This is a genomic window from Paenibacillus sp. LBL (genome assembly GCF_029893715.1).
Lineage (GTDB): Bacteria > Bacillota > Bacilli > Paenibacillales > Paenibacillaceae > Paenibacillus_AQ > Paenibacillus_AQ glucanolyticus.
Window position 1 is genome coordinate 62,335 of sequence record NZ_JARXYU010000005.1, and the last position, 14,923, is coordinate 77,257.

Sequence of the window (14,923 nt, forward strand, 5' to 3'; positions counted from 1 at the left end):
ATCAATCTATACCTCCGTATGCAATGTTAGTTATAGTTGTACTTATTTTGTTGTGAACAATAAATATAGAAAATAAGGTCCCCCGACTGCGGCTACGACAACCCCTGCCGGCACCGCATTAGGCTGAAACAGGGAGCGGCCGATCGTATCAGCAGCGACCAAGATCACAAGCCCTGTCATGGCCGCTATGGGCAGAAAATGTCGGTGCTGCGGACCTACGAGCCGCTTGGCTATATGCGGCGCTGCTAAACCGATAAAGCCAATGCCACCGGCCATCGATACGCTGGCACAGGACAAAGCCACGGCAAGCGCAAGCAGGATCAACCGGCTTCGGGTAACGGCACTTCCGAGGCTTGCTGCCGTTTCATCGCCCAATGTAAACAGATCAAGCGTCGCGGAACGATAATATATGATTGGAATTAGTACAACGATCCATGGAAATAATCCCCAGACGTTTACCCAATCTCTGCTCCAGACGCTGCCTGCCAGCCAGCGGGCAGCAAAGGCATATGTATCTTCATCTAATCGAAGAGAGAGCAGCAGCGTCATCGCACTAACACCTGCAGACACGGCGATTCCGACCAGTATCAGCCGAATGGGCAGCAGCCCCCTATAGCGGTCGTATGCAAATAAAAATATTACCAGTGCAATGACGGCTCCTCCCGCAAACGTAAACAGCGGAATCATCAGTGCGGCAGGTCCATCCAGTGAACGGAAGAATGAGATATAGGCAATCAAACCAAATGCCGCCCCGGCATTAATCCCTAGAATACCCGGATCAGCCAGCGTATTCCGCGAAACACCTTGAAATACCGCACCGGCAATGCCAAGACCGGCTCCACCCAGCATCGTAATGATAATTCGAGGCAGACGGTATTCGTACAGAATCATGCTCTCCTCCGCCGTGCCATAACCAATTAAAGCCTTCAGAACACTGGTAGGCGACAGCCGGATGGTCCCCGTGTTCAAGCTGATCAAGATGACGGTTAAGGCTACACCAAGCAAGACAATCGCAACACGGATTGTTCTTTTTCTTCTTAAGAGGAATATGGTCTTTTCATCCATGACTACAGATCACTCCTCTCTTTACGCGCAAGATAAAGAAAGAAAGGAACGCCGACCATGGCCACCATGGCCCCGATTGCGAATTCTCTTGGCGGATTGACCATACGTGCGGCAAAATCAGCCCATACCAGCAATATGGAGCCCAGAATGGCCGAGAGCATGATGATCTTCCTGTAATCCGCTCCCACAAGCCTGCGGGCGATATGGGGGACAATTAAGCCCACGAATCCGATCGATCCCGCGACTGACACAGAAGCTCCTGCTAGTACAACTGCAGCAGTCATTCCGAGAAAACGAACCCTGCTGGCTCGTACGCCCAAATTGGTCGCGGATTCATCCCCTAGTGACAAAAAGCTGATGGATCGCCCCATCATGCAGGCCCATATCGTTGCAATCAAAATGATAGGTACCAGCAGCTTGAGATGGGACCAGGTTACACCGGCTACACCTCCTGCATACCAGAAAGCCAGGTCCTGACTCAAAGCGAAATAAATCGCAATGCCCGTGCTTAACGACTGGAGTATAGCGGCAACGACAGCTCCCGCTATCGTTAACCGAATAGAGTTCAGGCCGCCTGGCGTTAGCGAACCCAGCAGCACGATAAAAACAGTAGTCATAGCTGCCCCTGCAAATGAAATAGCCATCAAGGCCGAATAAGACAAATTCGGTAAAAATGCAAAGCATAACGCCACCATGAAGGTAGAACCCGCGTTGATGCCCAGAATGCCGGTGTCGGCCATGGGATTGCGGGTTACCCCCTGCATGATTGCTCCAGCCACGGCGAATGCCATTCCGGTTATTGCTGCGCCTAATACGCGTGGCAATCGGATCTCATGAACGATCTGATGCGCCGTCAATTCCGCATCGTAATGCATGACGGCAGACCATACCGTGCCCATGGTGAGATCTTTAGCGCCATAGGAGACAGACATGAACAGGGTAAGCCCCAAGCCCAGCAATGCAGCGAATAACAGCAAGATAAAGATGATATGTCTACTTCCACTCATAACAATAGATTTGAACCCCTTCTCTCCGTCCACATTGATCGATTCGTACCCACTATGATAATAATAATCATTATCATTGTAAACTATCTACCGAATATGTACATGATCTTTTTTAAGGATTGGAACTTGCAATCGTTCTTTATGATGACCTGATGATTTCATATCCCTATTTCTCCAACATTTTTGACTGAGAATCGTTATCATTTATATGTTCATTGTAGTTCCAGGCCTTTAGTAAGTCAATGAATTCCTCTATCGAAGAGATGCAGACTGTACCCATTCATGGAACGCAAAAAAACCACTCCATGACCATGGAGCGGTTTTCCCATAACTGCAAAGAGAAAGGCCTATAATGTACATGATGGCGGTTATGATCTCGAAGAATTATCAGGCTGCAGATTGAGTTCCAGCCATTCATCCGTATCTTGAAAACCAAACTTCTTATATACCGGCCTACCTAATTTGGAAGCGCCAAGCCATATTTTCGAAATCCCCGCTGTTCTCGCCTCATCCACTAGTATAGATAACATCCTGGTTGCAATCCCCTGTCCGCGGTAATCTTCTCTCGTATACATATTCGTAATATAAGCCTTCTTGCCGCTCTTATTCGAGTATGAAGGCGGGAAGTCATAGAACATGACGGCCCCCGTAGCAATGATCTCTTCGTTATCCTCTACGACCCACTCTATCAAAGAACCATCACTCATTTTATGGTTAAAAAAAGATAGCAATTCTGCATCGATATTCTGATAAGGCTCTATCCCCTCATCAATTAACTGCTTTTTCCTTAATTCGATCAATTGATGGATTTCATCCATGCTTGCTTTCCGATAATTCAAGCTCCCACCACCTCTGTATAATAAGCCTCACCTTATCACTAAATCCTTATATATACGAACGGATAATCGAACTTATCTGTACGGAGTTTATCATATTTGAAGATCGAAGTCACCGGCAACAGCTTCAAACGAACAAAAGAGACCAAGCAAGTTTGATCTCTTAGCATAACCTTACATTAATGCAGATACCCTGTTTCTACCTCGTTCAGCACATTTCGAGCCTGCTCCACCCACATATCATCCACAGTCGCGTCAGGGTCGATCGGTGATTGGAATTGATCAAATAGAGCACCTAACAGATGAGGTGCTGCATGCTTATCGGTGCCTTTATTGTAAATATGACGGAATACGAACGGTCGTCCGAGTTTGATGGTCGCGTGACATCCTCCGCATTCACCATCCAGACTCCCCTTCGTTACGCGAAATGGAATCCGAAGCCACACCATCCGGTCCTGATCCAGCCTCTTGTCCAGATAGCCATGCTTGTAATCCCAATTCCCGGCCAATGTAAAATCATGCTTGCATAAATAGGTGTCGATATTCACAAAACGGTCTTCGATATTCTCAAGCCTCGATTCCAAATTAATCAAATCGCTTACCTCACCTTCCGGTTTTAGTTCTAGGATGGACGTGAATTCCAGGCTTTATACGGAGCGCCCCTGGGTCATTCTTGCTTTTTCATCCCACACTTGTTATGATTACTGACGAACGTTCGTAAGGGAAGGTGATACGATTGAAAAGTGACGATATTAAGCAAGCAGCGCTCAAGCATTTCTCGACTCACGGTTATGAAGGAGCTTCTCTCTCAAAAATAGCTGAGGAAGTTGGACTGAAAAAACAGTCCCTGTATTCTCATTTTAAAAACAAGGATGATTTGTTTCTGCAGGTTCTGCGAGATGCGGGCGAAGTTGAACTGCAAACAAAGCTAACGTTTTTCAACAATCGGCAGGACCCGTCACCAGAAAAATCGTTGTATGCGTTTTTGGTTATGGTCAAGGAGCTGTTTCAGCTGGATGAGCGCATGAAATTCTGGCTGCGCATCTCCTTCTTTCCTCCGGAACACCTCTATCACCTGATCGGAAATGAAGTCCTCGCCATTGAGGATCAAGTGCGGAAGATGCTGGAGGCGAAGTTCGCAGAATGGATGAGCAAAGAGCAAATATTTGTGGAGAAACCCCGCATTCCCGCCAGTGCATTTATGGGCATTGTCGACGCTCTGATGATTGAATTGGTATATGATTCAAGCCCGGAGCGAATTAATGAGAAGCTAGAATCGGCTTGGACCGTCTTTTGGCGGGGCATTTCAAAATAAATCAAATTGTTATTCGCAATGAATTAGGAGAGTACATCATGTCAACCACGGAGCAACAGCAACAGAATATTCTTGATACACAGTCAACAGGGAAGGTATTCCTGCGTTATCTGATCCCCTCTTTAGTCGGGATGGTATTAATGGCCGTTAACATCGTTGTGGACGGCATCATGGTTGGAAACAAGCTTGGTGCCGCGGCTCTTGCAGGAGTCAATATTTCCGGGCCGGTATATACAATCTTCGTCGCGATGTCGATATTGATCGGGATCGGGGGAGCAACCCTTTATTCCCAGAGCATGGGCGCAAGGAACCCGGATCGGGCCCGCTTCATTTTTACCCATTCCGTTACGCTCATCTTATTGTTTACCATCGTTGTTGGTGGCATCGCGTTTTTATTCCATGGTCAGCTCGTTTATCTACTGGGAGCCAACGCGGAAACGGCTCCATTCGCATCGGACTATATGAATGTCTTTCTTACACTCGGATTTATCTTCACATTGGAAAATGCCTTGAGCATTTTCATCCGTAACGACGGGAATCCAACACTCGCCATGCTGGCCCTTATCGTTACGGCCGTCTCCAATGTTATCTTTAACTTTGTCATTCTGTACGTGCTTGAGCTTGGCATTCGCGAGATTGCTTTCGGCACCATCGCCGCAGCCTTCTTGGGGCTTTTGGTGTTAGGCACTCATTTTTTCAAAAAGAGCAGCAATTTGAAGCTCCAGAAATTCCGCTTCGATAAAAAGCTGTTTATCCTAACGCTCACTTTCGGTTTCCCGAGTTTTCTTGCGGAATTGGGTATTTCCGTCTTCACCATAGCCCACAACATTGTTTTCTCCAGACTTGCCGGAACCGAGGGTGTTGCCGCTTTCTCGATTGTTAATTATGTGCACGGAATTATGCTTCTGCTGTTCCTTGGCATGGGTTCTGCCATTCAGCCGCTTGTCAGTTATTATCATGGTGGTCAGAAGCATGATCGAAAGCGGGAAACGGTTCGAATTGCGACCTGGACTGCCATAGGTACGGGGGCAGCCTTTACGATGATCGGTCAAATAGCCGCAGCCCCCATTGTGAATATCTTCGGCGATTTCTCAGCCGATATTCAAAATATGGCCACTTCAGGGATTCGTATTTTCTTCATTGCTTATCTTGTTATGGGAATAAACTTTATTATGATGACCTATTTCCAATCGATCGGCAAGGTGAAAATGGCAGCATGGATCACGGCGGGCAGAGAAATCTTTTTCCTGCTTATCTTCTTATCGATCCTTCCCGCCTTATTCGGGATTCAAGCGGCGTGGCTGGCTGTTCCGATCTCGGAATTCGTCATGCTCATCACCATCATCATCTATGTGAAACGCCAAGGACATTACTTCGGTAAGCAGGGCACAATCTTATAAAGCAGGATTGTCGTCTCCCTTTTATTACAAGCCAAATTCTATGGAATCGATCGTAAACCATAATATTCAAGGCAGCATGAAATTTTTTACTGCAAATTGTGATACCAGGGCAGACCAAGACTGCAAACCGCAACTTTATTCCTGAGCAGTTAGCCTTAAAATCGTTAATATTCATATAATTTATATCATTTAGTAAGATAATTCCAAATAAGAAGTAGTTCCTTTTATACCGATCATCCGTTCGATGCGTGGAATTCAGCTTGTCCCGTAAGAACAAGGGCTCATCTTTTTTTGAAACATCAATGCTATAATAACTCCGTTTACTAAATAGAGAATGGGTGGAGTTCTCACAGAGAAACGGAGGGAAAACATGAAGGTGAAAGGTTACCAGAATCTTGCCGGCCTGTTGGTTGTCATGCTTCTGGTGGGGCTTCAAACCCCGGCATACGGAGATAGTACTACGGTAAAAGCAACTTGGATATGGCAAACCGATCTGATCAAGGATGGCGGAGAAGAACTGCTGGATTTTTCCCGTGAAGAAGGAATAAATCTGATATACCTGCAGATCAATCGTCAGATGCCAGCAGAAACATATGAAGCGTTTATACAGCGTGCGCATGACGCGCAGATTGCGGTGCATGCCTTGGGAGGAGACCCCCGATGGGCATTGACCGAATATCGCAACGATATGCTCGGTCTTGTTACTTGGGTTAACGACTATAATAATAAAGTTTCAACCAGCGCCCGATTTGACGGAATTCATCTGGATATCGAACCCTATGTGCTTGCTGAGTGGGGAACCGCGCAGGATCAGATTATCGCGGCCTGGGAACAAAACTTAACGCTGTTCCTAAGCCAGGCTTCCGGAATGGGATTAGAGCTTGGAATCGATATCCCCTTCTGGTTTGATCATTATACTTTGCCAAACGGAGTCGGCTTTAATGAATGGCTGATCGGTGCATTTGACCATGTGACAGTGATGGCGTACCGGAATCAGGTGGAATCCGAGCACGGTATCCTCGACCTGACGCGGGAGGAGCTTGAGCTTGCCGGCAGGCTTGGGAAGCAGCTTCTCATTGGGGTTAATACCAAAGAGATGCCCGGTCAGGCCCATACTACCTTTTATGGACATGGAAAAGAGAGAATGAATCAAAAGCTGGAGCATCTGTCCAGCGTGCTCGATTCCTACGAGTCCTTTGGTGGAATCGCTATTCACGATATACGGAACTGGCAGAGCATGTCGGATGGAGAGGTTATCCCCCCTGGAGGAGGAAACCCAACACCTGATCCGGATCCTGACCCGGGAGAAGGCGAACGCGTCCCGGATGCGGATCCTGTTACCCGGGATCCGGTGGTAAGAGGCACTTACATATGGGAAGCCCATGAAGTGGTGCAGAACAGCCGGGAGATTCTTGATTTTGCCAAAGAAAAGAATTTGAACTGGCTCTATGTCCGATTGGATCTGGAGCAGCCCTACAGCTCTTATTCCTCTTTTGTCAAAGAAGCGGCAGAGGCCGGCATCGAGGTTCATGCTATGGGCGGCCATCCGATATGGGCGCTTGAAGAGAACAGGCCCAGAATGCTCAGACTGGTCAATTACGTGAAGAATTATAATCGTGCCGTGGAAGGCAATGAACGTTTTCACGGCATTCATCTGGACATTGAGCCCTATGTGCTGCCAGCATGGAAGGAAGATTCGCAGCAGGTCATATCCGAATGGACCGCGAATCTGGACGCCTTTGTTACGGAATTGAGGAAGGACTCCAATCTGGAAGCCAGCATGGATATGGCCGTTTGGCTGGATAAGTATAAAGTGACGGGCCAAGACATATCCCTCAGCAAATGGATGATAAATCGTATGGATCATGTATCCCTTATGGCCTTCCGGGATTCAGCCGAAGGGTCTAACGGTATCGTCGCGGTATCCAGAGAAGAAATCGCGTTTGCGGATGAACTCGGCAAGCCGCTCCTGATCTCAGTGGAGATCAAAGAGAGCCATGAGGGCGACCATATTACCTTCTATGAGGAAGGCGCAGCCTACATGGAGGCAGAACTTGCGAAGCTGCCTGAATTATTAAAGGATTCTTCCTCCTATACCGGAAGCATTGTTCATGCTTATACGTATTGGAAGAATGCTAAACCCTGATTAATTAAATGGATAATAGCCCTGCTGCTCTTATTGAACAGCGGGGCTATTTTTTTATGGCATATGTTATAACTCTTTTAGAATCGTCCCTCACCCCCATCGTTATCGGCTTGATTTGCTTCCGTAATTAGTGGATACGACTGGCTTCCCAGCAGTACTCTACGGCCTTGGAACTCATCGTAGAGATTCATTCGAATCGTCCCTCCGCTCAACACCTTGTGGAAGCTATTGTTGAACGTTATGGAATATGATTTATGGTTGCCTATCGTAAGGTCGGTTCCCAGCGTTAATGATGTTTCCATGGCTTTCCCTAGCGGGTCTATCATCTCCAGGATAAGTTTATGGTCGTACGATCCCACGTTATATTCGCGATTTAGAGTCAGGTCGTAAATAAAATCAAGAGCAACCTTACTTTCGCTAAGGGTCCCCTCTGCTCTCGTAATGGATAGGTTATACGGGAACAATTCCACATTCCTTAAATTTGTCGCAGGCTGAATCGTTCCAGGACTAAGGGCTAATCCAATCGTATTAATAGATCCCGTTGACTCCTTGCCTGGTTCCGTCAGCTTGCCGTCGGCTATGCCTTCCCCAATATGCAAGACAAGCTGTGAAGTGTTCACATCCAGCGGAATTTCACTCCACACGGTGACCAAATTTTTTCCGCCAGGGCTTACTAAGTTGGACGATTGAGTAACTTCGGCTTCATAGTATTGATTCTCAGTTGTTTTGTAGTAAGCCACCAGCTGCGATGGCTTGGATTGACGTGTTTCTACGCTGGTCATGGCCAATTCCGTATATATCAGATTTGAGCTGCCGTCACGGTAGACGGTCGTTAGACGTTCGCGGACTTCCGCTTTCCTGCCTATCGTATCGATTTGATATGACTCGCCTGCAGCAACTTGAGCCATTTCATAATCAAGTGCGCTCGCATTCAAAGTAAGAAATTTAACAGCATCCTCTCCCGTATTTTCCTGCAGTACAATCCTTAGCTGATTGAAATGGTAAGAGTACGGGACTTTGGTCAGCACATATAGTTCCACCGTTTCATTAGGAGCAAGTACCGTTATATCGTTCGGAGCGACGATTTGGGTAGTGCCGCTGAGATCCCGCATTCCCGCGTTCACCTGGGCTTTAAGGACTGGCAGTTGCACAGACGATGATGTCGTATTTCGAATTCTGATTTTAGCTGCAATTTGATCTTCATCCGTCCATGGCAGCCGGTGATAGGAACTGAGCTTTACCCCGAACGTGCCATACTGGTTCTCGACAATGCTCTCTAATCCTAAATGGTTTTTTCCTTCCTGGGCATAAGGAATTTTATAATACGCAGTAGGAAATATAATCTTATCCGTCACAGCAGGTTCTGATAATTGCAGCTGCAGCGCATTTTGTTTCAGATGTAAGGGCACATCGGCACTTAATTCAACGATCTTCTCCTCCAGTGGCTTCAAGGTAAGGTTAGCAAGTGCCTTGCTATTTACTGGAATGCTGTACCCTTCGGAAGCATTGATGGACAACTCATAAGCGGGAATCGTTATGGATTTTTCACCGATGTTTTTCATACGGAATTGAAGACTCCATTTTGCAGAATCGTTCTCTGTATAGACCGAGGCGTTTTTCAGCTGTGTTTCGATTGAATGATGGTTGATCGTAATTTTCTTGACGCCATATTCGTTTACGGGAACATAAGATGCTGCTGCCGGGAGCTTAAAGGTTTTTACTGGAAGATTCATCTTCAAGACTTCGTCTTGACGGGTATATTGCAGCATCATATTGTCGGTTTTCAGATTGGAGGGCACCTCTGCCACGTAGTAGATGGTTTTCGTTTGTTGCGGCTGTATCTTATAAAGACCTTCCGTATCAACTTCATCCTCAGGCAATAGTTCGAATACCGAACCTCCTGCCGATCTCAGGTATGCTTTATGACCGGGATCACCGAGCACCTTCGTCCCCCTGTTAGAGAGATTAACCCCTACCTTCAGGTACACCTTCCCATTCAGTTTCAGTCTCTGTAAACTCTCTGCCCTGGTCATTACAGGCAACTGATCCATCATGATCTTAATGCCCTGGCCTTTGGCTACAGGATTGTCAGGGGCTGCCGCAGGAAGCTTGAAGGATCCGACCGGGAGATTTATATTCAAGGCTGCCTCTTCCTGGGCAAATTGAAGGATCATACGATCCGTTTTCACATAGGAAGGAATCTCCGTCCAATAGTACATCATTCTCTTCTCCCGAGGCTTAATTTGGTAACGGCTGCTGGTTTCATCTGGCAAGAGCTCAAATACCGAACCTCCAGCTGATTTCAAGTATGCCTTATAACCGAGATCTTCCAGTACCTTCGTCCCCCCGTTCGTGAGACTGACCCCTACCTTCATGTATACCTTCCCATTGTATTCCATTTTCTGCAGACTTTCCGCCCTGATCAGGACAGGCAGGTTATTCATGGAAATTTTCTTGCTTTGGCCTATTGGAACGATGGATGAATATTGGTTAGGGATCGTAAAACTCCCCAATCTTTTCTGGTAATTGCTGCTGCTGAAATCCCACCCGAATAGGGACACCTCCACTCCGCTTGTCTTTGTGGACTTGCCGATATTCACATAGTACGTTATGGATATGCTCCTCTTTGCAGGCACTATCTTTGGGGTTGAGTCACTCGAAACAGGTTTGCCTTGCATGGTCGATCCGCCTGTCGTGGTAACCTCCGAGAAATAATCAATGAGATCCACATTACTTCCGCTACTGTTACTGTAACGAAGTGTATATATGAGGATATTCCCACTCGGCTGTGCAAAAATGTCCATATCCATCAGTTTCACGGTGACATTGCGCTTTAAACTGACCGGGGCGAGTTCATCCAGCGTGAACAATGACGCTGCTGTAATAGACTTGGAAACGGACGAAGCTGACATGGATGCCCCGTAAACTCCATTGGCCGTGAATGGAATTAATACCGCAGCGCTAAACAGAATGGCCACATACGTCTTTCTTGGCTTGTACATAAAGATACCTCCAGTTGAAAACAATGAATGAAATCAATTTTCGATTTCCCTCTTCTTGAAACATGAAGCAGCGCACGATGTGGGCTGCTTCATCATTCATCAACCTGTTCGTTTAAATAGATTGCCGTCCGGTGTTGACTTGCCCGTGACCCATTGAAGTCATTGGCCAATATGATTATTCTTCCATGTACAGTGTAATTTTGTTTTGTAGTGTTTTGGCTACGTCCTCAGCAGTTTTTTCGCCTTTAAAGAATAGTACTGTTTCTTCCATCACAAGGTCGTTGATTTTGGGTTCGATTCCGCCATAACGCGCCAACTGAGGTATAATCTCCTTCGCTTTTGCGACTTCTTCCGTTGACAGCTTATTCTCTCCCGCTGTCTCAAGCGCTCTGATTTGCGTCTCGGCGGTTTTTTTGTTGACCGGCAGACCTTGCAAATCCTGCTCTGATTGCATCTCTTCCGATAGAAGAAATTTAAGGAAGTCCCATGCCTTGTCCTTATTATTCGACTTTTCATTCATCGCAAGCAGCATGCCTACTCGAAATGAATTACCTTTGCCGCCGTCCTCTATAGGCGGCATGAACACCTGTGGGTCGGCGAACAGCATTTTCCCAAAGTTAAGCGACTCGAATCGTTGCAGCTTGGATTTAACGAAAGCTTCCTTCAAATTCAGACTCTCGCCCGCTTTGCCCGATCTGGTTCCGTATGATTCAGGTTCCTGAAGAATCCCGTTGTCGTAATAGGATTTGATTTCGTTCAGCAAACCGATGAATTCAGGGCTGTCAAAACTGGCTTTTTTCTCGTTCAGGTTCATGAACTTGTCGATATTTTCACCAACTCTTTCACTGGTGAAATATTCAGGCACAACGTATTGTACAACTGGATCTTTGCCTTGCTTGGCAAGCTCTCCCAGCTTTTCGGAAAATTGAGCCCAGGTCCATGAATTCGGATCAAGGTCCAAGTCAATAATCCGTTTTTTATTCCCAAACCATATATCCGGAACGACGTTTGGAGCAATCGCATACAAGCCATCCTTATATTTAAGCGCGTCAAAAATGTTCATGTAATAATCTTCGTCGTTAAAACCCTTTTCTTCTGTCATATAAGACTGCAAATCAACCAGCAGATTTTTATCAGCGTATTTGGTATACGCCAGCGAATCAACCATAATAAGATCGGCAGCATTGCCGTTCATCAGCTCCGTATTGACGGTAGTGACATGCTTCTCCACTGCAGCCGGATCGTATCCGACCGGACGCGAGGGCGCCATAGCCCCGCCTTGTGGTTTGGGAGTTTCGTAGGATTGTTTCAATTCAATCGTAACGCCGGGATTGGCCGCTTCATATTTCTCTTTCGCCAGCTCCAGTAATCGGTTGGACGTAACGACCGATACGGTAATGACATTGGATCCCGAGCTGCTCTCGCCTGAACCCTGCTCCGCGCTTTGAGAACCGCTGGCAGAGCCCGCTGCCGGGGTATTGGATCCCGAGCTGCAGGCCGATAAGGCAACTGCACTTGCCAGAATACATAAGACTATACCTTTTTTGCCAATCTTCCATCTAATGCTCAACATAATCATCCTCTCGATTCGGCTGCCTATAAGCTGCCATGAATAAACTAAATCCGAACAGTGAACCCCATAAGCCGGGCGAAATAAGCTGTGGCAAGCCAAGCAGCAGCAGGGCTAGACCCACCACCAAATAACATGCAGCGATGCAGTAAAACAAACGGATAAATCGATCCGAAGAGGGGAGGGCGATCATTCTCCATTCTCGAATTCCAAGCAGGAATAAGGGTAAGCCAAGCAGCAAGCCGATTGCTGCCACAACCGGGATATAGGAATTAAGCCGGTCCTCCATCAATTGATAGGGAAGCATATGTCCGAATAAAGCGGGCTGCTCCTGCCAATGCTGGAAGAGCTTTGTTTTGAAAAAGCTCAGATCAATCCATCGGCCGGGAATATACTCAGCAGGGATGAAAAAAGAAAATCGAGCAAGCAGCACTAACACGGCTGTGCTGACGCCAATTGCAAAAAATGACAGCATCTGCTTCAGCATATAAAACCTTTCCCGTTTCATTACCTCGTTGGAGTCGCCGATCTGCAGCGCCAGCTTCATTCGGCTGTATGTGCCACCGGCGATTCTCCGCATCCACATCAGACCTAGTACAAGAGTGAGAATACCCGTCAGCGCCGGAAGCAAGCGCGGAAGCTGCTGAATCAGCCTTAAGCTTTTTTCGCCGATACGAATTTTGTAAGTTTCAACGGACAGGTTGTTATCCATCAACGCTTTATGGACTTCCGCCTCCCCGTTCAGCAGTGCATCCCCGGACGCTTCAAGCAAAATGGTTCCTACCCGAGATTCCGGGCTTAAATCGGCAAATACGGTTGACGGCAGCAGCGCCTCCGGCCTGACACCCTTGGTCATCCATTCCATCAGGTTATTTTCGGAACGGTAAATGCCAATGATTCGAAACTTCTTGTCTCGGATAAAAAGCTCTTTGCCCAAAACATCCGCAGAGCCGAACAGGTAGTCGGCCAGGCTGTCGCTAATGACAACGACCTGATCCCTGCGTTCAATAGACGCTTTTGAAATCATGCTGCCCCTATCCAGCAAGATGGACGTAAAGTCGCTATAATCCCCGCCGATTCCGGCAGTGTTAACCTCTTTCTGGCGGTTATCCGCCTTCAAAGGGAAACTTCCTTTTATGGAGTAAGCCGCTTTTCCATTCCAGGACTCGATCAGCTTATTCACCTCTTGGTCGGTGTAGCCGGCAATCCCGATTTGACCCGGAACAGAGCTTGCCTGCACCTGCAGATTAATCCGCTCGGAGCCGATCGTCCCGCCCGACTGCTGCCATGCCATGACGGCGGCTTCGGAGAACACGCTGCTGAAACACATCAGAAACATGCCGATGGCCACCAGAAAAGTAGCTAAACGCATTATCCTCACTCCGTTCCGTCTCCGTTGGATACCAGCACCCTCTTGCCTTCCTCAATCGGCTTATTGCTGGAAGTGACTACCCTATCGGACGGACCGATCCCGTCCTTGACCACGGTGTATTCCGCATCAGACTCCTCAATGGTCAGCTTGACCTTGCGAATGAAATACTCCTTGCCGAGAGAGCCCTTTCTTTCGGAAACGAGGTAGACAAATTTCCCATCTTCATTGCTCTCCCGAATTGCGCTGTTTGGAACGAGTGTTTTACCATCCTCCTCTGAACCTGCTTTTTTTGTCCATTCGAAATCCCCGGCCTCACCCCCTTCAAGTCGCTTGTCCTTAATAACAGCCACCATTTCCTTCTGATCCGCGGTCTGCTGCAGGCCTCCGCCTGGAGTGTTGTTCTGCGGGCCTTCCGGCTGGTCGAGCTTTTTTGTTTGAATGGACTGGATTTTGACCTCGAATTCGGCATCGTCCAGACTTGGAATCGTAATTTTAACGAGATCTCCAGCCTTCAAGCGTTTCGCCTGTTCATTGGTTACATCGGCTTTGAACTCGAAGCTTGTCGTTGCTACTTGGAGATTAACAACAGCAGTCCCGGGAGAGACAAGCGCGCCAACTGTGGCGAGAACCTCGGAGACAACGCCTTCCTGCGAGGAGGTCAGCACCGCGTAGTTGCTGATTTCCTCTCTCAGGCGGTCGACTTTGCGCTTCTGGGCGTCCAGATCGAGCTTGGCGCTCTCGATATCGCGGGCAAATCCGGCTGCCAGCTTGTCATCCGCAGCCTGCTTCGCTTCCTTATAGCTGGTCTGCAGCTTTTCTAGAGTGATCTGCTGTTTCTCGTAGTTCAGATGCTCCGTCTCGATCTGCTCTTCCGTATCCGACGTATCGAATCGGACAATCACCTGGCCCTTTTTGACCTTGTCTCCGACCTCCACCTCCACTTTCTTCACCGGCCAAGCGCCATTCTCGGATATCACCTTGACCTCTTCCGCCGCCTCAACCGAGCCGGAGCCGTTTACGGTGAAGATGAGGCTGCCAAAGGTCGGGCTAGCAGCTGAAACCCGGGGTAGAGAGTATTCAAGGATCGTATTGGAAAATAACGTAAGCACGAGCATCATTAAAATAAATGCGACCATGATTCCACCCGTTTTTCTTTTTTTTGATTTGCCGGAGGATCTCTCTTCGGTTAAAACTGCAGCTTCCATATCGA

The 14,923-nt window shown here is 47.6% G+C and carries 11 protein-coding genes; 3 read left to right on the plus strand and 8 right to left on the minus strand.

From position 1 onward, the window contains the following. Positions 1-42: 42 nt before the first annotated feature. The 4 genes from M2277_RS13630 to M2277_RS13645 form a co-directional block, all read right to left on the minus strand. Positions 43-1,065 (minus strand): FecCD family ABC transporter permease, encoded by a 1,023-nt coding sequence (locus M2277_RS13630; protein WP_280754958.1) that lies wholly within the window; start codon positions 1,063-1,065, stop codon positions 43-45. Between the two features lie 2 nt (positions 1,066-1,067). Continuing rightward, the gene (locus M2277_RS13635; RefSeq protein ID WP_036642706.1) at positions 1,068-2,072 is read right to left on the minus strand and encodes a FecCD family ABC transporter permease; all 1,005 of its coding nucleotides are present in this window, start codon (positions 2,070-2,072) and stop codon (positions 1,068-1,070) included. Between the two features lie 368 nt (positions 2,073-2,440). Further along, entirely contained in the window at positions 2,441-2,911 is a 471-nt protein-coding gene (locus M2277_RS13640; protein ID WP_280754959.1) for a GNAT family N-acetyltransferase, read from the minus strand. A 176-nt stretch (positions 2,912-3,087) separates the two neighbouring features. Next, positions 3,088-3,501, minus strand: coding sequence for a YugN-like family protein (locus tag M2277_RS13645; RefSeq protein WP_006210025.1), 414 nt, complete (start codon positions 3,499-3,501; stop codon positions 3,088-3,090). A 134-nt stretch (positions 3,502-3,635) separates the two neighbouring features. Between M2277_RS13645 and M2277_RS13650 the strand changes: the two genes are divergently transcribed. From M2277_RS13650 to M2277_RS13660, 3 genes are all read left to right on the plus strand, one after another. Continuing rightward, complete coding sequence (locus M2277_RS13650; RefSeq protein WP_268745148.1) at positions 3,636-4,223, plus strand: TetR/AcrR family transcriptional regulator; 588 nt, start codon at positions 3,636-3,638, stop codon at positions 4,221-4,223. 38 nt (positions 4,224-4,261) lie between these two features. Beyond that, positions 4,262-5,623: an MATE family efflux transporter gene (locus M2277_RS13655; RefSeq protein ID WP_006210022.1), complete on the plus strand. Its 1,362-nt coding sequence runs from the start codon at positions 4,262-4,264 to the stop codon at positions 5,621-5,623. Between the two features lie 370 nt (positions 5,624-5,993). Beyond that, a complete protein-coding gene (locus M2277_RS13660; protein WP_280754960.1) occupies positions 5,994-7,769 on the plus strand; it encodes a hypothetical protein in 1,776 nt (591 codons plus the stop codon). Positions 7,770-7,846: 77 nt separating this feature from the next. Here the strand turns inward: M2277_RS13660 and M2277_RS13665 are convergent, their stop codons facing one another. The 4 genes from M2277_RS13665 to M2277_RS13680 all read right to left on the minus strand — a co-directional run bounded on the left by M2277_RS13665 (position 7,847) and on the right by M2277_RS13680 (position 14,918). Then, entirely contained in the window at positions 7,847-10,771 is a 2,925-nt protein-coding gene (locus tag M2277_RS13665) for a hypothetical protein (RefSeq protein WP_280754961.1), read from the minus strand. 175 nt (positions 10,772-10,946) lie between these two features. Next, positions 10,947-12,344, minus strand: a complete 1,398-nt coding sequence (locus M2277_RS13670; RefSeq protein WP_280754962.1) for an ABC transporter substrate-binding protein — start codon at positions 12,342-12,344, stop codon at positions 10,947-10,949. Beyond that, positions 12,331-13,713 carry an ABC transporter permease gene (locus M2277_RS13675; RefSeq protein ID WP_036642714.1) on the minus strand — a complete coding sequence of 461 codons (1,383 nt, stop codon included), beginning with the start codon at positions 13,711-13,713 and terminating at the stop codon, positions 12,331-12,333. The genes M2277_RS13670 and M2277_RS13675 overlap by 14 nt, the downstream gene beginning before the upstream one ends. Positions 13,714-13,718: 5 nt before the next feature. Then, on the minus strand, positions 13,719-14,918 hold the full coding sequence (locus M2277_RS13680) for an efflux RND transporter periplasmic adaptor subunit (RefSeq protein ID WP_280754963.1): 1,200 nt from the start codon (positions 14,916-14,918) through the stop codon (positions 13,719-13,721). Positions 14,919-14,923 lie beyond the last annotated feature (5 nt).

Bases quoted from the DNA above. Each gene is read 5' to 3' on its own strand.
- M2277_RS13630 (WP_280754958.1), bottom strand. From the start codon at position 1,065: ATGGATGAAAAGACCATATTCCTCTTAAGAAGAAAAAGAACAATCCGT.
- M2277_RS13635 (WP_036642706.1), bottom strand. From the start codon at position 2,072: ATGAGTGGAAGTAGACATATCATCTTTATCTTGCTGTTATTCGCTGCA.
- M2277_RS13655 (WP_006210022.1), top strand. From the start codon at position 4,262: ATGTCAACCACGGAGCAACAGCAACAGAATATTCTTGATACACAGTCA.
- M2277_RS13660 (WP_280754960.1), top strand. From the start codon at position 5,994: ATGAAGGTGAAAGGTTACCAGAATCTTGCCGGCCTGTTGGTTGTCATG.
- M2277_RS13665 (WP_280754961.1), bottom strand. From the start codon at position 10,771: ATGTACAAGCCAAGAAAGACGTATGTGGCCATTCTGTTTAGCGCTGCG.
- M2277_RS13670 (WP_280754962.1), bottom strand. From the start codon at position 12,344: ATGTTGAGCATTAGATGGAAGATTGGCAAAAAAGGTATAGTCTTATGT.
- M2277_RS13675 (WP_036642714.1), bottom strand. From the start codon at position 13,713: ATGCGTTTAGCTACTTTTCTGGTGGCCATCGGCATGTTTCTGATGTGT.
- M2277_RS13680 (WP_280754963.1), bottom strand. From the start codon at position 14,918: ATGGAAGCTGCAGTTTTAACCGAAGAGAGATCCTCCGGCAAATCAAAA.